This window comes from Pseudomonas sp. AK181 (assembly GCF_051122975.1).
GTDB classification, from domain to species: domain Bacteria; phylum Pseudomonadota; class Gammaproteobacteria; order Pseudomonadales; family Pseudomonadaceae; genus Aquipseudomonas; species Aquipseudomonas lactis.
Genome location: NZ_CP146348.1, coordinates 2,855,718 through 2,876,174 on the forward strand (window position 1 = coordinate 2,855,718; position 20,457 = coordinate 2,876,174).

Annotated in this window: 17 protein-coding genes; 6 read left to right on the top strand and 11 right to left on the bottom strand. The window is 61.1% G+C overall.

The features are described 5' to 3' along the window. Nucleotides 1-145 precede the first annotated feature (145 nt). Nucleotides 146-2,410: an autotransporter outer membrane beta-barrel domain-containing protein gene (locus tag V8689_RS13255; RefSeq protein WP_056784753.1), complete on the top strand. Its 2,265-nt coding sequence runs from the start codon at nt 146-148 to the stop codon at nt 2,408-2,410. Nucleotides 2,411-2,462: 52 nt separating this feature from the next. On the opposite strand, the gene V8689_RS13260 is transcribed toward V8689_RS13255, so the two are convergent. The 5 genes from V8689_RS13260 to V8689_RS13280 all read right to left on the bottom strand — a co-directional run bounded on the left by V8689_RS13260 (nt 2,463) and on the right by V8689_RS13280 (nt 9,415). Further along, on the bottom strand, nt 2,463-3,056 hold the full coding sequence (locus V8689_RS13260; protein ID WP_056784756.1) for a LysE family translocator: 594 nt from the start codon (nt 3,054-3,056) through the stop codon (nt 2,463-2,465). 54 nt (nt 3,057-3,110) lie between these two features. Continuing rightward, entirely contained in the window at nt 3,111-3,950 is an 840-nt protein-coding gene (locus tag V8689_RS13265; protein WP_056784759.1) for an AraC family transcriptional regulator, read from the bottom strand. A gap of 73 nt (nt 3,951-4,023) precedes the next feature. Further along, on the bottom strand, nt 4,024-4,665 hold the full coding sequence (locus V8689_RS13270) for a DUF1345 domain-containing protein (RefSeq protein ID WP_056784762.1): 642 nt from the start codon (nt 4,663-4,665) through the stop codon (nt 4,024-4,026). Between the two features lie 502 nt (nt 4,666-5,167). Beyond that, complete coding sequence (locus V8689_RS13275; RefSeq protein WP_056784766.1) at nt 5,168-8,266, bottom strand: efflux RND transporter permease subunit; 3,099 nt, start codon at nt 8,264-8,266, stop codon at nt 5,168-5,170. A gap of 6 nt (nt 8,267-8,272) precedes the next feature. After that, on the bottom strand, nt 8,273-9,415 hold the full coding sequence (locus tag V8689_RS13280) for an efflux RND transporter periplasmic adaptor subunit (protein ID WP_047710733.1): 1,143 nt from the start codon (nt 9,413-9,415) through the stop codon (nt 8,273-8,275). A 171-nt stretch (nt 9,416-9,586) separates the two neighbouring features. Between V8689_RS13280 and V8689_RS13285 the strand changes: the two genes are divergently transcribed. Then, nucleotides 9,587-10,288 (top strand): response regulator transcription factor, encoded by a 702-nt coding sequence (locus V8689_RS13285; RefSeq protein ID WP_003190934.1) that lies wholly within the window; start codon nt 9,587-9,589, stop codon nt 10,286-10,288. A gap of 3 nt (nt 10,289-10,291) precedes the next feature. Beyond that, complete coding sequence (locus V8689_RS13290) at nt 10,292-11,593, top strand: ATP-binding protein (protein WP_047710734.1); 1,302 nt, start codon at nt 10,292-10,294, stop codon at nt 11,591-11,593. Here V8689_RS13290 and V8689_RS13295 read toward each other — a convergent pair whose 3' ends face one another. From V8689_RS13295 to V8689_RS13305, 3 genes are all read right to left on the bottom strand, one after another. Next, entirely contained in the window at nt 11,594-12,268 is a 675-nt protein-coding gene (locus V8689_RS13295) for an anti-sigma factor (RefSeq protein WP_056784767.1), read from the bottom strand. Then, nucleotides 12,265-12,795, bottom strand: a complete 531-nt coding sequence (locus V8689_RS13300; RefSeq protein ID WP_003190939.1) for a sigma-70 family RNA polymerase sigma factor — start codon at nt 12,793-12,795, stop codon at nt 12,265-12,267. Before V8689_RS13300 ends, V8689_RS13295 begins: the two co-directional genes overlap by 4 nt. An 86-nt stretch (nt 12,796-12,881) precedes the next feature. Further along, complete coding sequence (locus V8689_RS13305; protein ID WP_003190941.1) at nt 12,882-13,403, bottom strand: DUF3455 domain-containing protein; 522 nt, start codon at nt 13,401-13,403, stop codon at nt 12,882-12,884. Nucleotides 13,404-13,596: 193 nt separating this feature from the next. On the opposite strand from V8689_RS13305, the gene V8689_RS13310 reads away from it, so the two are divergent. Together V8689_RS13310 and sfnG are read left to right on the top strand one after the other, a co-directional pair. Further along, nucleotides 13,597-14,382 carry a sulfite exporter TauE/SafE family protein gene (locus V8689_RS13310; RefSeq protein ID WP_054897461.1) on the top strand — a complete coding sequence of 262 codons (786 nt, stop codon included), beginning with the start codon at nt 13,597-13,599 and terminating at the stop codon, nt 14,380-14,382. A gap of 590 nt (nt 14,383-14,972) precedes the next feature. Then, the gene (gene sfnG / locus V8689_RS13315; RefSeq protein ID WP_056784770.1) at nt 14,973-16,097 is read left to right on the top strand and encodes a dimethylsulfone monooxygenase SfnG; all 1,125 of its coding nucleotides are present in this window, start codon (nt 14,973-14,975) and stop codon (nt 16,095-16,097) included. A gap of 37 nt (nt 16,098-16,134) precedes the next feature. Here sfnG and map read toward each other — a convergent pair whose 3' ends face one another. Both map and V8689_RS13325 read right to left on the bottom strand, forming a co-directional pair. After that, nucleotides 16,135-16,914 (bottom strand): type I methionyl aminopeptidase, encoded by a 780-nt coding sequence (gene map, locus V8689_RS13320; protein WP_056784774.1) that lies wholly within the window; start codon nt 16,912-16,914, stop codon nt 16,135-16,137. Then, on the bottom strand, nt 16,914-17,114 hold the full coding sequence (locus tag V8689_RS13325) for a ParD-like family protein (RefSeq protein WP_003190946.1): 201 nt from the start codon (nt 17,112-17,114) through the stop codon (nt 16,914-16,916). Before V8689_RS13325 ends, map begins: the two co-directional genes overlap by 1 nt. A 371-nt stretch (nt 17,115-17,485) precedes the next feature. On the opposite strand from V8689_RS13325, the gene V8689_RS13330 reads away from it, so the two are divergent. Then, the gene (locus tag V8689_RS13330) at nt 17,486-17,755 is read left to right on the top strand and encodes a DUF1652 domain-containing protein (RefSeq protein WP_056784777.1); all 270 of its coding nucleotides are present in this window, start codon (nt 17,486-17,488) and stop codon (nt 17,753-17,755) included. Nucleotides 17,756-17,827: 72 nt separating this feature from the next. Here the strand turns inward: V8689_RS13330 and V8689_RS13335 are convergent, their stop codons facing one another. After that, nucleotides 17,828-20,425: an autotransporter outer membrane beta-barrel domain-containing protein gene (locus V8689_RS13335; protein WP_056784780.1), complete on the bottom strand. Its 2,598-nt coding sequence runs from the start codon at nt 20,423-20,425 to the stop codon at nt 17,828-17,830. Between the last annotated feature and the right edge of the window lie 32 nt (nt 20,426-20,457).

A 20,457-nucleotide genomic window follows, 5' to 3' on the forward strand; every position in this document is an offset into this window, starting at 1 on the left:
ATTGAAACTGTCGACTTAAGACTAATCCTACATAAATAGGGAACGCCTCTGGGTAGTTTGGGCACCGCTTGATTGGCATGGTTCCGCGCTCTTGGTACCGGCCAATTTCTTCAATCGGAAATGCCAAACCCAGAGGGTGGTCCTGATGTCGTCAATATTCAATTTTAAACTCAACCCGTTAAGCTTCGCTTTGAAGGCAAACGCGGTCTCTTTAGTGGTGCTGATGTCGGGTATGGCCGAAGCGCGAGTGGTTACCGGGCCGAATGAAACCGTCCGGCCTGGCCCTCCGCCTGACAGCTTCGAATTGAAGCCCGGCTCAGGCCTCACCGTGGAAGGTGCCACTACCAAACAAATCCGTGCACAGTCTGCGAACTTGACCGTTAACCCAGGCAGCAAAACCCAAGACATCACGGCATTCAATTCGAACGTGAGTATTGATGGTGCCGAGATCACTGCGCGGGCGACACAACCGGCAGCAGTGTTCATGAGTGGCGGGACGCTGTCGCTCAAGAACAGCACACTTACCCACACTAATGGCACCGGCCTGGTCGTTTCTCGTCCGATTGGCAGTGATGAGGGGGCGATTGCTTCGGTATTCAACAGCAGCATCACAGGCACCACGCGTGGCGTCAGTGTGGGGGGTAACAGCGCGTTGGCCCTCTACCAAACCGACGTTGCAGGCACGGGCGAAAATGGCGTTGGCCTGTATCTGTTCGGTCAAGCCATTGCGATCGACAGCTCCATCACCGGTGAGCTCAATGGCGTGCGGATGGATATGGACCGCAGCCCCGAGGTGCCAGCTGCATTAATACTTGATGGCTCATACGTAGAAGGGAAAGCGGGCGCAGCCATTCTGGTCGAAAGCTCGAAGGCGGGCACACCGGCTAATGCAACTATAGATGTGCGCAACGGTGCCACCCTCAAGGGCGGCAACGGCAACCTCCTCGAGGTTACCGGCGGCTCCTTCGCCAACATGAATGTCGACGGCAGTACCTTGTTCGGTGACGTCGTGGTCGAGGAGGGCAGCACCGCCAAGTTACAGCTCAACAACGGCTCGTGGTTGACCGGCCAGTTGAAAAACGTGGCCGAGTTAAGCGTAAACAACGCCTCCCACTGGGCACTGGTGGGCGACAGCGAAGTCGGCGACCTGAAAATGGCGGGCGGCAGCGTGCATTTTGGTGGGCCTAATGAGTTCTACCGGATGGATGTTGACAGCCTGTCGGGCGATGGCACGTTCGTGATGCACACAGATTTTGGCAGCGGCCAGACCGACTTGCTGGCCGTTAATGGCATTGCCGAAGGTAACCACAGCCTGTTGCTGGCGGCCACGGGATCGGAGTTGGCAACGGCCGAGCCGATTCGCGTGGTGAGCACCGAGGGTGGTGATGCGCAGTTCGCGCTGGTCGGCGGAGCGGTTGACGCAGGTGCCTACAGTTACGGGCTCAAGCAGGAAGACACCGACTGGTACCTGGACCCTAACCGTCGCGGCACCAGCAACAGCACCAAAGCGGTGATGGCGTTGTTCAACACCTCGCCCACGGTGTTGTACGGCGAGATGACCTTGTTGCGTACCCGCATGGGTGAGCTGCGTTTCAGCCAAGGCAACAACGAAGGTTTCTGGATGCGTGGCTACGGCAACAAGTACGAGGTCAGCGGTAACCAGGATGGTGGTGGCTACACGCAGAACCAGCGCGGCTTTACCTTGGGTATCGACACGCCGCTGTACGGCGGCGATGGGCAGTGGGTAGCCGGTGTGATGGCCGGTCACAGCACCTCCGACATCGACCTCAACCGTTCCGGTGGCGGTACGGTCGACAGCTACTACGTGGGCGGTTATGCCACTTGGCTCGATGACGAGAGCGGCCTGTATTTCGACGGTGTGGTCAAGCTCAACCGCTTGCACAACGAAGTCAACGTGAGCATGAGCGACGGCAAGAAAGCCAAGGGCAACTACACCCAGAACGCCGTGGGGGCTTCGGTGGAAGTCGGTCGGCATATCAAGCTCGATGACGGTTACTTCGTTGAACCCTACGGGCAACTCAACGCGGCGATCACCCAGGCCCAGAGTTATGACCTGGACAATGGCCTGCACGCTAAAGGTGACCGTTCGGCCTCGGTTGTGGGCAAGGCAGGCGTCACGGTGGGCAAGAGTATCCAGCTGGACAGCGGTGGTGTGTTGCAACCGTACTTGCGTACTGCGTTGGCCCATGAGTTCAACCACAACAACAAGGTCACGGTCAACGGCGAGCGCTTCAACAACGATGTGTTCGGCTCGCGCATTGAAATGGCCGGTGGTGTGGCGATGTCGGTGTCTCAGAACGTCAAGCTGCATGCGGACCTCGAGCATACACGTGGTAAAACCGTCGACCAGCCATGGGGTGTCAACTTCGGCGTGCGTTACGACTTTTGATTCATTCATCCACCCGAACAGGGGAAGCTTAGGCTTCCCCTTTTTTTCGCCTTCAGATCAGCACACTCAGCCAGGCTGAGCCCAACAGCAGCAAGGCCATGATTCGGTTGAACGCTTGCAAGGTACTGGGGGAGCGCAAGAGGCGGCTAGACCCGGCACCCAATAAGGCCCAGGCGCCGAGGCAGGGCAAGGCGATCAGGAAAAATATCAGGGACAGGTACACCACCTGGCGCTGCCCACCCTGGCCAGCAAACACGCTCACCACCGCCAGCGCCATCATCCAGGTCTTGGGGTTGATCAATTGCAGGGCCGCGGCACCCAACAGGCCCAAGGGTTTTTGCCTGGCATCGGCACTGATGGCCTGGGCTGGCGCACTAAAAATCTGCCAGGCCAGGTAACTCAGCCAGGTCACACCGGCCCACTGCATCGTCATTTGCACCTTAGGCATTTGCACCAGCGATTGGCCCACACCGGAACCCACCAGCAGCACAATTGCCGATGCCCCCACACACGCCCCCAGGATGATTGGCAGCGCAGCCTTGAAACCGTAACGAGCGCTGTTGCTGAGCACCAGGATATTGGTCGGGCCGGGGGTGATGGAGGCGACAAAGGCGAACAGCATGAAAGGCACGAAGGTGGACAGCATGATGGGTGACTCCGGTGAACTCATCGAGAGCGTCCATCTTCACAAGCCTGCGGGTTACCGGTCTGGAAGGTTTGTGCAGCGCTTGCGGTACGCGGCTGGCGTCAGGCCATAAGCCCGCATGAACCAGCGGCCCAAATGACTTTGATCGGCAAAACCCAAGGCCATCGCCACGTCTGCCGGTTGATCGCCCTTGGCCAATAAATATCGGGCACGGGCCAGGCGCAGTTGCACCAGATACGCGTGGGGCGGCAGGCCGAAGGCGCTCTTGAACGCACGGCTCAGGCGAAAGCGGTCGGCGCCGCAGGCCAGTGCGAGTTCATCCATGCCCACGTCCTGATGCAGATGGGCGTGCAGGTATTCCCGGGCCTTGTGCGCCACCTGCGGCAAACGTGGGTCATCGCGATAGCGCATGCGCCAGTAGAGCTGGCCGGTGAGGCGTTCCAGTAACAGATCCAGCGCGCTTTGCCGCACGATCCGCAATTCACCGTGATGCAAGCTCTGAAACGCGTGGCTGGTGGCCAGGGCAAGGCGCGGATCGCTGGCCAAGGTGCTGGCGAAACTCAGTTGATGATGGGCGGGTGCCTCCTCAAAGACACTGGAAATTTCCCGCTCCAGCCACTGTGGATCGAGGTAGAGCATGCGGTAAGTGAAGCCGTCGACCGTCGGGGCATTGCCGTCGTGGAGTTCCCCAGGCTCCAGCAGGAACACCTGCCCCGGCACGCTGTCATGGCGCATGCGCCGGCAGTTGAATTGCTGCACGCCTTGTTCGGTCACGCCGACTAGATAGCTGTCGTGCCAATGGGGGTCATACGCATGGCCTTCGAAATGCGCGCGCAGGGTCTCGATACCGGTGTCGGCGTCCTGGGACAGGTCGATCCAATTGTGCGCAGGCATACAGCACCGAGTCGGAAAGTGAAGTGCAATTAGCGGCCTACGCCGGGGTGCGCGTCTAGAAGGTTTGTGCAGTCTAGCCAAACAACCCGGCGGCGATGTTGATCGAAAAGCCGAGAATGGCGGTGTTGAATAAAAAACCGATCAACGACTGCCCCAGCACCACCTTGCGCAGGCCACGGGTGGCGACGCCCACATCCGAAGTTTGTACCGCTACGCCGATGGTGAAGGAGAAATACAGGAAATCCCAGTAGTTGGGGGTGAGCAAGCCTTCGGCAAAACGCAAGGCGGGTTCCTTGCCTGGCCAGGTGTAATAGAGCCTGGCGTAGTGCACGCTGAAAATCACCCCGATCAGCAGCCAGGAGCCGATCACCGTCAGCCCGGTAAAACCGTAGTGCAGCAGACGCTCGGAAGCGGCCAGGTCCTTGCTGCCCACCAGTTCGAAGGTGATGGTGGCCAGGCTGGCGATGGCGGCGATGCACACCATGAACAGCACCAGGCCGGCGTTTTCATCTTCGACTTCGGCAATGCGCTTGACGTCCTCGGCCTTGGCGCGAATGGTCAGCCACAGCATCAGAACAAGGTAGGTCCAGACCCCGGCGTTCCAGCCGATCAAAATTTTGCTGGCAAGGGTGTCGGCCGGCACCAGGAAGCCGACGGCCAGGCCCAGTACGGCGGCGGATGAGAGGCGAGGGTGGGTGCGGGCGAGGAAGGGCATGGTGGCTCACAAAGAACTATGTGTGAGCACCATAGCTTATTCGGGTGTACCTGATCATGAATGCACTCAATAACCCTGTGGGGCTTGCGTGGGAGCGGGCTTGCTCGCGAAGGCGGCCTGACAGTCAACACAGTTGGACCGGGTACATATCCGTTATTTAGGTAACGGCCACTTAGGGTTCCGCCCTGACGGCGGCTCACTTTGCAAAAGCGGCAAAGTAAGCAAAACGCTCTTGCCCCACCACTCGGCACCTCGCCTGGGCTCGGTGTACCCGAACACAGTCTTGAATCCGTGGGCCGCCGCCACGCGCCATCCATGGCGCGGGGCGGCTAACCCGGCGTCCTGCCGGGTTACCCACGGATTCAAGCCTGCGTTCGGCCAGCGTGGTTTAACGGGGCGCCTAAGATCAAGAGCAGATCAAGATCAAGAGCGGCTCGCTTCGCATCGTGGTTACCGGCGACGGGTTCAACTTGCAAGCCACCACCTTTCGCTACGGCGTTGATCAGTTTGGTTTATGGCGCTTGCGCACCAGCTTCATCACCACCACAAAAAACACTGGCACAAACACCACCGCCAATGTCGCCGTGATCATCCCGCCAATCACACCGGTGCCAATCGCCTGCTGGCTGGCCGAACTGGCCCCGGTGGCGATAGCCAGTGGCACCACGCCTAGGATAAACGCCAGGGACGTCATGATGATCGGCCGCAACCGCAACCGCGCCGCCTTCAAGGTGGCGTCGATCAAGTCCTCGCCCTGGTCATACAGGTCCTTGGCGAACTCGATGATCAGGATCGCGTTCTTCGCCGACAGGCCGATGATGGTGATCAAGCCAACCTTGAAGAACACGTCGTTGGGCATCCCGCGCAAGCTCACGGCCAACACCGCGCCCAGTACCCCCAGTGGCACCACCAGCAACACCGAGGTGGGGATCGACCAGCTTTCATACAGCGCAGCCAGGCACAGGAACACAATAAGCAACGACAGGCCCAACAGCAGCGGAGCCTGGGATCCGGACAAGCGCTCCTGCAACGACAAGCCCGTCCATTCCTGGCCCAGCCCGGCGGGCAACTGGCTGACCAAACGCTGGATTTCGTTCATGGCCTCGCCCGTGCTGTGCCCCGGCGCCGCTTCACCGCTGATGGCGATGGCCGGGTAGCCGTTGTAACGGGTCAACTGCGTCGGGCCCTGGGTCCACTTGGCTTGGACAAAGGCCGACAGCGGCACCATTTTCCCGGCGTTGTTGCGCACGTGGATCTTCATCAGGTCGGCCACCTGGCTGCGCTGGTCGCCTTCGGCCTGCACCACCACGCGCTGCATACGGCCTTGGTTGGGGAAGTCGTTGATGTAAGCCGAACCGATAGCGGAGGACAGCACGTTGCCCACGTCGGCAAACGAAACGCCCAAGGCGTTGGCCTGCTTGCGGTCCACTTCCAGCTGCACTTGTGGCGCTTCGGCCAGGGCGCTTTCGCGCACGTTGGCCAGGATCGGGCTTTTCGCCGCAGCGTCCAGCAATTCGGTACGCGCGGCCATCAACCCGGCATGGCCGACGCCACCGCGGTCCTGCAAGCGGAACTCGAAACCGCTGGACGTGCCCAGGCCGTCGACCGGTGGCGGCAGAACCGCGTAGGCAATCGCGTCCTTGAGTTCGCTGAAGGCCATGTTGGCGCGATCGGCAATCGAGGAAGCCGAGTCATCACTGCCACGTTCCGACCAGTCCTTGAGCGTGGTAAACGCCAACGCCGCGTTCTGCCCGGAACCGGAAAAGCTGAAACCCATGATCATGGTGGTATCACCCACCCCAGGCTCGCCTGCGTTATGCGCCTCGATCTGCTCGGCCACCTGTACCGTACGGTTCTTGCTGGCGCCCGGCGGCAACTGGATATCCGTGATGGTGTAACCCTGGTCTTCCACCGGCAGGAACGAGGAGGGCAGGCGGCTGAACAGCAGGCCCATGCCCACCAGCAAGACCAGGTAGATCAGCAAGTAGCGGCCGCTGCGCTTGAGGGCATAGGCCACCCACCCTTCGTAGCGGTTGGTGAGTTGGTCAAAGCGCTGGTTGAACCAGCCGAAGAAACCACCCTTGGCATGGTGCTCGCCCTTGGCAATCGGCTTGAGCAAGGTGGCGCACAGGGCCGGGGTCAAGGTCAGGGCCAGGAACGCCGAGAACAGGATCGAGGTGGCCATCGACAGCGAGAACTGCTGGTAGATCACCCCCACCGAACCCGGCATGAAGGCCATCGGCAGGAACACCGCCACCAGCACCAGGGTGATACCGATGATGGCCCCGGTGATCTGGCCCATGGCTTTCTTCGTCGCGTCCTTGGGCGACAGGCCCTCGGTGGCCATGATCCGCTCGACGTTTTCCACCACCACGATGGCATCGTCCACCAGGATACCGATGGCCAATACCATGCCGAACATGGTCAATACGTTGATCGAGAAACCCAGCAGCAACATGGTGGCGAAGGTGCCCATCAGCGCAATCGGCACCACCAGCGTGGGGATCAAGGTGTAGCGCACGTTCTGCAGGAACAGGAACATTACCGCGAACACCAGCGCCATGGCCTCCAGCAAGGTGTAGACCACCTTGGTGATCGAGACCTTGACGAAGGGCGAGGTGTCATAGGGAATCTTGTATTCCACATTGGCCGGGAAGTAGCGCGACAACTCGTCCATTTTCGCCCGCACCAGCGTGGCGGTGCTCAAGGCATTAGCGCCGGGCGATAGCTGCACGCTGACGGCGGTAGACGGCTTGCCGTTCAAGCGGGTGGAGAACTGGTATTCCTGGCTGCCGACTTCCACCCGTGCCACATCGCCGATGCGCACGGTAGAGCCATCGGGGTTGGCCTTGAGCACGATGTCGGCAAATTCCGCCGGGGTCGAAAGTTGCCCCTTGACCAGCACCGCCGCGGTAATTTCCTGGGCGTGGGTGCCCGGTAAGTCACCGATGCTGCCCGCCGAGACCTGGGCGTTCTGGGCGCTGATCGCGGCGTTGACGTCGGCCGGCGTGAGGTTGAAACCGATCAGCTTCTGCGGGTCAATCCAGATACGCATGGCGCGTTCGGCCCCGTACAACTGGGCCTTGCCGACGCCGTCCAGGCGCTTGAGCTCGTTCATCACGTTGCGCGCCAGGTAATCACTGAGCGCGACGTCGTCGAGCTTGCCGTCGTTGGAGGTCAAGGTCACCAGCAGCAGGAAGCCGGCGGAGACCTTTTCCACCTGCAAGCCTTGCTGGGTCACGGCCTGGGGCAGGCGCGACTCCACGGCTTTGAGGCGGTTTTGCACATCTACCTGGGCCATTTCCGGGTTGGTGCCCGGCTGGAACGTGGCGGTAATGGTCGCCGAGCCCAGGCTGCTCTGGGATTCGAAATACAGCAGGTGATCGGCGCCGTTGAGCTCCTGCTCGATCAGGCTGACCACGCTCTCATCCAGGGTCTGGGCCGAGGCGCCGGGGTACACCGCGTAGATTTCCACCTTGGGCGGCGCGACGTTGGGGTACTGGGCCACCGGCAACTGCGGGATGGCCAGCGCACCGGCCAGCAGGATGAACAAAGCCACCACCCAGGCGAAGATCGGGCGGTCAATAAAGAACTGCGGCATGACGGGTTATTCCTTTACGAGCGGGCTGTCGTCCACTTCAACTTTTTCACCGGGGCGCGCATGTTGCAGGCCCTCGACGATGATGCGGTCGCCGGGCTTGAGGCCACTGGTGACGATCCAGCGATTGTCGATCACCGCGCCCAGTTCCACCGGTTGCTGGCTGACGGTCTGCTCGGCATCCAGCAGCAACACCATCGGGATACCGGCGCTGTCACGGGTAATGGCGCGTTGCGGCACGCTGAGGCCTTGCTTGTCGACGGCCTGTTCCACGCGCACCCGCACAAAGCTGCCCGGCAGCAGGTCGAGGTCCGGGTTAGGGAACTCGCTGCGCAGGATGATCTGCCCGGTGCCCGGGTCGACGCTTATGTCAGCGAAGAGCAATTTACCCGGCAACGGGTACTGGCTACCGTCGTCCTGGATCAAGGTCGCCTTGGCCTGGTCCTGGCCGACCTGCTTCAGGCTGCCGGCACGAAAGGCGCGGCGCAGGTCGTTCAGCTCACGGGTGGACTGGGTGAGGTCGGCGTGGATCGGGTCCAGTTGCTGGATAATCGCCAGCGGCGTGGCTTCGTTCTGGCCCACCAGTGCGCCTTCGGTCACCAGGGCGCGGCCAATGCGCCCGGAAATCGGCGCGGTCACGGTGGCATAGCCCAAATTCAGCTTGGCACGCTCGACGGCGGCCTTGTTGGCGGCCACTTCGGCGTTGGTCTGGCGCAGGGCGGCGCGGGCGTTGTCGTATTCCTGGCCGCTGATGGCATTGCCTTCCACCAGTTGGCTGTAGCGCTGTTCTTGCAGGCGCGCCTGGAACGCGTTGGCCTCGGCCTTGCTCAGGTTGGCCTGGGCACTGTCCAGGTCGGCCTTGAACGGCGCCGGGTCAATACGGAACAACACGTCGCCTTGTTTTACATCGTGGCCTTCGTTGAACACCCGCTGCATGACCACCCCGGCGACCCGTGCGCGTACTTCGGCGATACGCGGTGCGGCGATGCGCCCGCTCAGTTCGCTGGTAATAGAGAGGGGCTTGGCCTGCAGGGTTTCGATCCGCACTTTGGCCAGGGGCATTTGGGGCGCCTCGTCTGCCGACTGACCACACGCGCTCAGCGCCAGTGTGAGGGCCAACAGGCAAAACGGCGCAAATAGATTCTTCGACATGCTCTTATCCCAATATTGACTGGCGCATCCTAGGGGCACCTGCGCCGTGGTGCTGTGAAGCTGTGTAGCGGGTCTGTGAAGAAGTGTAAGGTACGGCGCGCAGGGCGCCGGGGGCGTATATCCTTGCACAATCCTGCAACACACCAACAAACCGCATTATTTGGAAACACCATGCCCAACATCCTCCTGGTGGAAGACGACGCCGCACTCTCCGAGCTGATTGCCAGCTACCTGGAACGCAACGGCTACCACGTCAGCGTGCTCAGCCGTGGCGACCATGTCCGTGAACGCGCACGCCTGAACCCACCGGACCTGGTGATCCTCGACCTGATGCTGCCGGGCCTAGACGGCCTGCAGGTGTGCCGCTTGCTGCGCGCCGATTCGGCGGGCCTGCCGATCCTGATGCTGACCGCCCGCGATGACAGCCACGACCAGGTACTGGGCCTGGAAATGGGCGCCGACGATTATGTGACCAAACCCTGTGAGCCGCGTGTATTGCTGGCCAGGGTGCGCACATTGCTGCGGCGCAGCAGCCTGTCCGAACCCCAGGTGGCCAGCGACCAGATCGTCATGGGCAACCTGTGCATTGATTTGTCCGAGCGCACCGTGACTTGGCGCGAGCAGGCGGTGGAGCTGTCCAGCGGTGAGTACAACCTGCTGGTGGTGCTGGCCCGGCATGCCGGCGAAGTGCTCAGCCGCGATCAGATCCTGCAACGCCTGCGCGGTATCGAATTCAACGGCACCGACCGTTCGGTGGACGTGGCCATCTCCAAGCTGCGGCGCAAGTTCGACGACCATGCGGGCGAGGCGCGCAAGATCAAGACGGTGTGGGGCAAGGGGTATCTGTTCAGCCGTTCCGAGTGGGAATGCTGAAGCATGTTTCGCGTACTGCTGCGCCTCTACCTGATCACCATCGTCACTTACAGTGCGGCGATTTACCTGATTCCCAAACTGGTGATCCAGCTGTTCGAACACCGCTACATGGACTACAACATCGAACAGTCCCGTGGCCTGCAAAAGCTCATGGTCAAGCAGTACCAGCGGGCGCCGGTGGAGCGCTGGTCCCAGGTGACCGACCAATTGAGCCACGATTTTGCACCGCTGAAGGTGCAACTGTTGCTGCGCCAGGATGCCCGCTATACCCCCGAGGAAGAACAGCTACTGGAGCAAGGCAAGCCAGTAATCCGCCTGGGCGAGTGGGGCTGGATGGAAGAAATCAGCTCGCCGATCAACCAACAGTTCGCGGTCAAGTTGACCGTGCCGCCAGACCCGTTGGACATGAACCTGTTGTACTGGTCGATGAACGTGCTGGTCGGCGCCGCCTTGCTGGCGTGCCTGCTGGTGTGGCTGCGTCCGCACTGGCGTGACCTGGAGCGCCTGAAAAGTACCGCCGCGCTATTGGGCAAGGGCCATCTGGAGGCGCGTACGGGGCTCGCACCCAGCTCCAGCATCGGCGGCCTGGCGGCGGTGTTCGACACCATGGCCGATGATATCGAACGCCTCTTGAACCAGCAGCGCGACTTGCTCAACGCGGTCTCCCATGAACTGCGCACGCCGCTCACCCGCCTGGATTTCGGCCTGGCCCTGGCGCTTTCCGAAGACATGCCCGCGGCCAGCCGCGAGCGCTTGCAAAGCCTGGTGGCGCATATTCGGGAGCTGGATGAACTGGTGCTGGAATTGCTGTCTTACAGCCGCCTGCAAAACCCGGCGCAGTTGCCGGAGCGGGTAGAGGTGGCGCTCGATGAGTTTATCGACAGCGTGTTGGGCAGCGTCGACGATGAGCTGGAAAACCCAGACATCGTCATCGATGTGGTGCTCGATTGCGCTGTGGAGCGCTTCAGCCTCGACCCGCGCCTGACTGCCAGGGCCTTGCAGAACCTGCTGCGCAATGCGACGCGCTACTGCGATAAACGCATCCAGGTGGGCGTGCGGGTATGCCCCAAAGGCTGTGAAATCTGGGTGGACGACGATGGCATCGGCATACCGGCGGACCAGCGTGAGCGCATCTTTGAGCCGTTCTACCGCCTGGACCGCAGCCGCGACCGCGCCACGGGCGGCTTTGGCCTGGGCCTGGCGATCAGCCGGCGCGCCCTGGAGGCCCAGGGCGGCACTTTGACGGCCTTGGCGTCTCCCTTGGGCGGGGCGCGGTTTCGTGTGTGGCTGCCTAACCTTTCGTGATCAAAGCACTTTGACTGCGCGGCCAATCCCGTGGATCGGCCCGGTGGGTTTGCCAGTGGGCGAGCCATTGGGCCCTTCCAGCGTCAGTTCAAACAACTGGTTGGGCGCCAGCGGCGGCAGCTTGTCCAGGGGGATCGACAAGGTCTGCCCAGGCTTGACCAGCCCCAGGGAGACGGGACCCTGCCAGCCATCGGCCTTGGTCCAGAACTCCAGGGCTTTGTCAGCAGGAATCTCCATCACCCCCAGTGGGATCAACTGGATCTGCTGATTATCACTGGCCTGCACCACCCAGCCCGGTGCCTGGCTTTGTGGCGCCATCAGCACCACCACGAAGCTGGGTGCGGGCAGGGGCGGGCGCGTCAGTAATAAAGCCGCCAGCACCACGCTTGCCGTCAGGCCCGCGGCAGAAAGCCCACGCCAGAACGCCAGCAGGTTCCACCACGCCACGCTCGTTTCGGGGGCTTTGATGTGGCGTTCAATACGCCGCCACAGCTGTGCCGAAGGCGGCACCGGTTGGGCCAGCGCCACCAGAGGCAACAGGCGCTGCTCCCAGGCATCCACCGCTGCGCGCAGCGGCGCATCATGGGCCAGGCGTTGTTGCACCTGCGCGCGCTGTTCGGCGGGCAGGGTCCCCAGCACGTATTCGCTGGCCAGTTCATCCAGGCTGTCGTTCATGCCATGCACTCGCGCAACGCGGCGAGGCTGCGTTTGATCCAGGCTTTGACCGTGCCCAGCGGGGTACTGAGTTTTTGCGCGATTTCGCTGTGGGAGTAACCGTCCACATAGGCGTGCAGAATGCAGGTGCGGCGCGTCGGGTCGAGGCGTTCCAGGCATTGGTGGATCTGCCCGGAGCGTGCGGCAAACTCGATGGCCTGGGCAGGCTCTGCCAGCGGTTCGTACTGATCGTCCAGCGGCACGTCACGCCCGGCGCTGCGTACAACGTCCAGGGCCAGGTGGCGAGTCACGCTGAACACCCAACCCCGTGCGGAGCCTCGCAGGGGATCGAAACTGCGCGCGCCATGCCAGATCTTGATAAAGGCGTCATGCACAATGTCCTCGGCCAGGGCCTTGTTGCGGGTAATGCGCAGTGCCACACCGAGCAAGCGGCTGCTGTCCTGCTCATAGAGCTGGTGCAGGGCGCGTTGATCGCCGCGGGCGCAGGCTAACAGGCACACTTCATAATCAAAGATGATTTCAGCCAAACCAGAATTCCTGCCACTGAGGAGACGTCTACGCGTGGTAGGCGCGAGGTTGCTCGCGCCTACCTGGCCAGCGTAGCTGAGTTTGCTCAGTTGGCGGCCCAGAAGAGGTAATCCGCCTGGTATTTCACCACTTCCTTGGCGCCTTTGTTCGCCGTGGTGCAGGGCGTCGCGGGAGCGACCCCGCCTTTGAGCGCAACCCGCTGGATATACGTCACGCCGCTCATCGCACCTTTGCCCTCGGCCGGGTTGGCCTTGACCAGTTGATAAGGCAGGTTACCCGGGCTCGACGGCGCCACGGCCAATTGCGTGCCGGTGATGGTCGAGCCGTCCTTGGCCTGCCAGGTGGCGGGTGGGCCGAAATAGGTGCCGACCTGCTGGCCGTTACGGTCGTTCAACACAGCTTTGGGGCCCACGAAGGTCCACTCGGTCTGGCCGGCGGCGTTGGCCTTGTCGCGGCATTCATAGGTGATTTCGCCGACCCCGGTGGTTTGCATCGCCAGCTTGTGGCCATCCGGCACCTTGATGCTGTCCGGCAGGCCCGCCTGGGCAAACGCCGATGGCGCGGCGATGAGCAGGCCGGTCAAGCACAGCAGTGTTTTAGCGTTCATGGTGTTTCTCCATTGGGTAGAACAGCAGGGTTACGCTGATGACTACGGCCCTGGCCCGCCCATTGGATGCAGTGTTTTGCAAAAAAAGTGAAGATTTTCAAAAAAGCATAAACTCAGATCGCATCGGTATAAGTGGTTATAAGAAAAATCGCTATCCTGCGGCCAGAAATTTATAAGGCCGCGGGTAGCTGGGATGGATGTAGGTAATATTGGTTTCGTGGTTGCCGGCCTGATCGTGGGTTTTATCGTGGGTATGACGGGGGTGGGCGGCGGTTCGCTGATGACCCCGATCCTGCTGTGGTTTGGCATCAACCCAGCCACTGCGGTGGGCACCGACCTGCTGTACGCCGCGATCACCAAGTCCGGTGGTGTGCTGGTGCACAGCAAGAACAAGAATATCGACTGGACCATCACTGGTTGGCTCACCCTGGGCAGCGTGCCGGCGGTGTTGCTGACGTTATGGTTCCTGGCCAGCTTGCACACCGACCCCAGTGCGATGAATGCGGTGATCAAACAGGCCCTTGGCGTGGTATTGCTGCTGACGGCCCTGGCGATCCTGTTCAAGAAAAGCCTGTTGGCTTTTGCCCAGCGTCATGCTGGTGATTCCTATCATCTGCGCCCGCGCAATCTGAATGCGCTCACTGTCGTGACAGGTGCGATCCTTGGCACCATGGTGGCGCTGACCTCGATCGGCGCGGGTGCTCTGGGCACGGTGGCGCTGTTTATTCTGTACCCGTTCCTGGCCACGCGGCGCCTGGTTGGCACCGAGATCGCCCATGCGGTGCCCCTGACCTTGGTGGCGGGCCTGGGCCATGCCAGCATGGGGAATATGGATTGGCATTTGCTGGGGTTTTTGCTGATGGGGTCGTTGCCGGGGATCTATGTGGGCAGCCATATGACGGGCAAGATTCCCGATGGGGTATTGCGGCCGTGTCTGGCGGTGATGTTGATGGCGGTGGGGTACAAGTTGGCGTTTTGAGTATTTTGCTGGACACCCCACGCTCCAACTGTGGGAGCTGGCTTGCCTGCGATGGCGGCCTGGCAGTCAACACAGTTGGATTGTGTACATATCCATTTCTGCGGTAACGGCCGCTTAGGGTTCCGCCCTGACGGCGGCTCACTTTGCAAAAGCGGCAAAGTAAGCAAAACGCTCTTGCCCCACCACTCGGCACCTCGCTTGGGCTCGGTGTGCCCGTAATCCGCCAGTGATTTGGGGGGCCGCCGCCACGCGCCATCCATGGCGCGGGGCGGCTAAACCGGCATCCCTGCCGGTTTACCCCCCAAATCCCTGTCGAATTCCGGCCAGCGTGGTTTGACGGGGCGCCTAAGATCAAAAGCAGATCAAGATCAAGAGCGACTCGCTTCGCATCGTGGGTACGTTTGGCGGGACTGGTCGCCACTGTTGCTCCAGCAACAGCAGATCCACAAACTACTGCGATCGCAAACACTGGCAAGCCAACGCTTCAATCCCCCTTTTTGCCCCGCAACCCCCACGCTACGGGCATTTGCCTACCCCTGGCACGCTTGCTGCCTAATCCCTTGCACATCCCTTGTGCGAGGTACCGTCCGATGAGTCAGCAAGCTGTGAAATTTGCCTATTGGGTACCCAACGTCAGCGGTGGGTTGGTGGTCAGCAAGATTGAACAGCGCACCCACTGGGGCATCGAGTACAACCGCAAGCTGGCGCAGCTGGCGGAGGCGGCGGGCTTTGAGTATGGCTTGACGCAGATTCGTTTCACCGCAGGCTATGGTGCCGAGAACCAGCATGAGTCCGTGGCGTTCAGCCATGCGTTGCTCGCGGCAACCACCAGCCTCAAGGTCATCGCGGCGATCCTGCCTGGGCCGTGGCAACCGGCGTTGGCGGCCAAGCAATTGGCGACCATCGACCAACTCACCAACGGCCGTATTGCGGTGAATATTGTCAGTGGCTGGTTCAAGGGCGAGTTCCAGGCCATTGGCGAGCATTGGCTGGAGCATGATGAGCGCTATCGGCGTTCCGAAGAGTTTATCCGTGCCCTCAAAGGCATCTGGACCCAGGACGATTTCACCTTCAAGGGCGATTTCTATCGCTTCAACCATTACACCCTCAAGCCCAAGCCCCTGGGCCAGCCGGAGATTTTCCAGGGCGGCAGTTCGCGGGCGGCGCGGGATATGGCGGCGCGGGTGTCGGATTGGTATTTCACCAATGGCAACACGCCCGAAGGCGTTAAGGCTCAGGTCGATGATATTCGCGCCAAGGCCGCTGCCAATCACCACTCGGTGAAGGTGGGCGTGAACGCCTTTGTGATCGCCCGCGACACGGAGGAAGAGGCGCGGGGGGTGCTGGCGCAGATCATCGACCAAGCCGACCCCGAGGCGGTCAATGCCTTTGGTGACGCGGCCAGGCAAGCAGGCAAGGCGTCGCCGGAGGGCGAGGGCAACTGGGCCAAGTCCAGCTTTGAGGACCTGGTGCAATACAACGATGGCTTCAAGACCAACCTGATCGGCACGCCGCAGCAGGTCGCCGAGCGCATCGTCGCACTCAAGGCCGTGGGGGTGGACTTGGTGCTTGCGGGCTTTCTGCACTTCCAAGAAGAAGTGGAATATTTCGGCAAACGTGTATTGCCGCTGGTGCGCGAGCTCGAAGCCAAGGCCACTGTAGGAGCGAGCTCGCTCGCGAAAAACGTCAACGAAAAAGTGGGGAGCCTGGTTTAGCGCGCAGTCCTTGAGGCCTTCGCGAGCAAGCTCGCTCCTACAGGGTTTGAGGGGTTTGAAGGGTTTGAGGGGTTTGCAAGGTCAGCACTTCATACCCATCCGCCGTCACCGCCACGGTATGTTCCCATTGCGCCGAGAGGCTGTTGTCCTTGGTGACCACCGTCCAGCCGTCTTTCAGGCTGCGGGTTTTGGCGCTGCCCTGGTTGAGCATCGGTTCGATGGTAAACACCATGCCTTGGCGCAGTTCCAGGCCGGTGCCAGGTCGGCCGAAGTGCAGGATTTGCGGCTCTTCATGCATTTGCCGGCCGATGCCGTGGCCGCAGTATTCGCGCACCACGCTGTAGCCATTGGCTTGCGCGTGGCTCTGGATCGCATGGCCGATATCGCCCAGGCGCGCGCCGGGCTTGACCTGGCGGATACCGGCCCACATCGCCTCAAAGGTCATGTCCACCAGGCGCCTGGCCTTGGGCGTCACGTTGCCGATCATGTACATCTTGCTGGAGTCGGCAATGAAGCCGCCTTTTTCCAGGGTGATGTCGATGTTGATGATGTCGCCGTCCTTGAGCAATTGCTTGGCGCTGGGCATGCCGTGGCACACCACCTCGTTGATCGAGGTGTTGATGCAGAAGGGGTAGTCGTACTGCCCCAGGCTGGCAGGGCGGGCCTTGAGGTCATTGCGGATGAAGGCTTCGACGGTGCTGTCCAGCTCCAGGGTAGTGCGGCCGGCGGCGACGAAGCCGTCGAGCATGTCGAAGACCTGCGCCAACAGGCGCCCGGCTTCACGCATCACGGCCAGTTGTGCGGGGGTCTTGATCATCAGCTGCGCCCCCGGATCAGGTCGGGTTTGTCCAGCAACAGCTTGTTGATCAGCTCGTTGTAAGGCAGGTGCGGGTTGAGTTCCGCGAGCAGGCCGATCTTGATCCAGAACTCGGCCTGGGCGTTGATGGAGCGGTCCATGGCGGCGCTGGCCAGGCGGAGTTGTTCGTGCAGTTGATCGGTGATCTTGACGATGCCCATGAGGTTCACTGTGTTTGGTTTATATACGAATCGTATATGTTTCGTATGTTTATCGCAAACCTGCGTCGGCTGGGCGGTGATGGATTGATTGGTTGCGATATGTTGCCGAAAAAAGGGTTTCCCCATAAACACCTGGCCGCGATGCCGCGGGTTAAACGTTTAATCCATGTAGTTCGACGATGAAGCCCAAGAGAGCGTTTTGTTTACTATGAGCAAGCGGTTTGCTTATGAGGAAAGGTTACAACCACGGCGGTTTTTGCCGAGTAGGCTTATTGATTGAAAGCGTCTTCCAAGGTTGGCAAGACGTGGCAGGCAAGTGCCTGTCGGATACATATAACTGTTGGCGGTCTCAAAAAAAGGAGAGGTTAGCCATGCTTTCAGAACTAGAGCTTCGCAGCATTATTGAAGGGAGTTTCCTGCCTAAACGGTGCGAATGCACCAAAGCCGAGGATGCGTCGTTGACGATCAGGGTCTACGACGAGCGCGACCGTGACCGGGTGGATTTGGAAGTCAAAGGTATAAACGCTGACAAACTCGACAGCAGTCGAGCCATTTGCAACCTGATCACCGGGTTGCGTGAGGACCTCAGGCACAACCACGCACCGGTCCTGCAACGAGCAGGCGAGCGCGGTTATCACTAGTTGATCGCTTGAGGGTGAATTGAGACCGTGGGCCTGGTATGTGCCAGGCCCAACGCTGACAAGACTTCAGCTTTACCAGCTCACTTTCACTCCGATACTACCGCTGGCGCCCTCAAAGTGATTGTCGTCCAGCCCGGTTCCATATTTGCCCTCCACATAGGCGCTGAACGCGGATGACAATTGAGCCACGACGCCGGCGCCAATATCGGCGGTGGAGGACTTGTGATCGCTCTTGATCCGGTCCGCATCATCGAACGTCACCGTGTCACTGCCGCCAAAGGTGTGCCAGACATTCGCCCGCAGGTACGGCTCCACCGGCGTGTTGCTGACCAGATAGCGGCCCTTGAGGCGTGCGCCGAGGCGGCCGGTCCAGTATTCCTGGGAGTCGAAGGAAACCTTGGAAATACCATCGTGCTGGCTATCCAGGTCGATCTTCTGGCCGATCACCTGAGCCTGTGGCTCCACGACCCAGTGCTCGGACAGCGTGATCGGGTAGCCGGCCTCGGCGGATAACGCCAGAGCGTGGCCCTTGGTGTCCATCTTCACGCCTCGGTCGGACTTGTTGTCGCCCTCCAGGCGCGTGCCCATGGCAACCACGTCCACGTACCAGCCGGTGGGATCGGTGAGGGTCCAGTAGGCGCCGACATTGTCGCCGTCGAGTTTGACTCGCCCGGAACGATGGTTTTGCCAGCCCAGCGCAAACCCTTTGACGTCGCCGCGCAGGCGACTCTGGCCGATAAACAGGCCAAAGCGTTGAGTCTGCCCGCCACTGGTTTCGCTGGCATAGAGGTCATGGCCCACCTGGAAGCCCCTGGACGTGCCGTCAAAACTGGGCGCCACCGTGCCCGACCAGCTCTTGTTGAAGTCACTGCCGTAGGCGCGGCCCCAACCTGCCGGCATTGCACCGGTCCCGGTCAGCAGGCTTTGCTCGCCCTGGCGTTCATGGAAGGTACCCAGGGCTTGCAACGTCATGACCTGCGCAGCGGGGATGTCCACTGAATAGATCGGCACTTCCGGGCGATACAACGGAATCGGCTCGGCACCGGCGATAGCGGTCGGCAACGGCGGGTTGCTCGCCGCGGACTGCGGTGAGTGGGCTGCCGCAACCTGGCTGGGTGGTGGCGCAGGGGGCTCGACCGGTGCTACCGGTTGCGCGGTCGGGGGTTCGACAGGCGGCTCGTCCGGGTCGACTACTGGCGGATTTGCCGGAATGGGCGCTACGGGCACAGCGGGCGGCACGGGCGGCGTCGGCGTCACAACGGCTGGCGGTTGCACCGCTACCACCGAGGAACGCAGGTACCAGTTGTGTTCCGTGCCAGCGACAGTGCCGCCATGGAAAAGGAAATACTGATAGGCCCCGGCGGATACCGGGTACTTCAAAGCGAACGCATCAGGGGGGCTGACGGCACCGTTAAGCGCCTGGACCACCTCGATACCGTCGTTGCGGGTAAGCCCACCGGCACCGCCGAGGTTGCTGACGGCCAATTGTGTGTGACCGCTCATACTGCCGTCGGATACGACCAGCCTGTCGGTGGCAGAGTTTTCATCGCCGAGTACGGTTTGCAGATGCAACTGGCCGTTGTCGCCCACGTAGTCGCCATGCACCGTCAACACGCTGGTCGCGCTGTTGTCAGCGGTCATGTCGATCGTGCCGGCGTTATTGAACGTCACCCGTTGCCCGGCGGTGTAGGGGCGGATGCTGCCTTGGGTCACGGCCAGGGTACTGCTGCCGTCGATGTTGAAGATGCCGGTTTTGCTGTCACTGTCACCTGAGAAAAAGTCCCCGACCAGGTCCAGGCGCGATTTGTTGGTGAGGTTGACCGTCTCCCAGCCAAGGTAGCGGCTGGCGGTGCTGGACGTGGTCGCATCGAAGGTCAGTTGATCGTTGCCCAGGCCCGCATCGATAGAGGGCGTGTGGGTCAGGGTGCTTTCACTCAAGCCTTGCAGCAGGGCGGTGTCGTCGCCATCACCCATCAATACCGGGGCGTTGATCTGGCCGCCACCCAGCCATTGGAACGTATCGTTGCCGACGCTGGCGCGGATCTCACCCTTGATCAAGCCGCCCCTGACGGTGATGCTGTCATCACCGCCGCTGGTGCTGATATTGCCACCGATGGTACCGCCGGAAATGTCGATCGTGTCGATATCAAAGCCGGTCACCAGGTTGTTCACGATGTCGCCACCGGACATGTAATAGAAATTCTTGTCCAGTTTCATATTGACGCGGCCAATGCTGCCACCGCTCTGGCGGGCCCTGTCGCCGTCCTCAAACGCGTCGACGATGGTGCCGCCGCTCATTTCGAAGGTGTCGAGGCCATCGCCTTGGAACAAAGCCTGGATCTTTCCGCCTGTCATCAGGAAATGATCGATACCGGGACCTTGCTGCACTACGCCGTTGACCACGGCGTCATCGTTGAATTCTACCCTATCCATTCCAGCACCAAGGGTAACGTTGCCATCAATGATGCCGCCCTTGGAGAGCGTCAGGCTGTTATCCCCGGAAAGATCGGTCAGGCCGGGACTGCTGCCGTTGTCGCACGTATAGGTATCGTTACCGATTCCCGGGGGGAGAACACAGGCAGCGTGGGAGGGTTGAGAGGTGATGTACTGCAATGAGATGAGGCCGACAGCTAAAACGGCCCGGGTCGAGAAACCACTGGGCTTTTGCATGGGGGTGTCCTAGGTTTGTTGTAATAACTGCT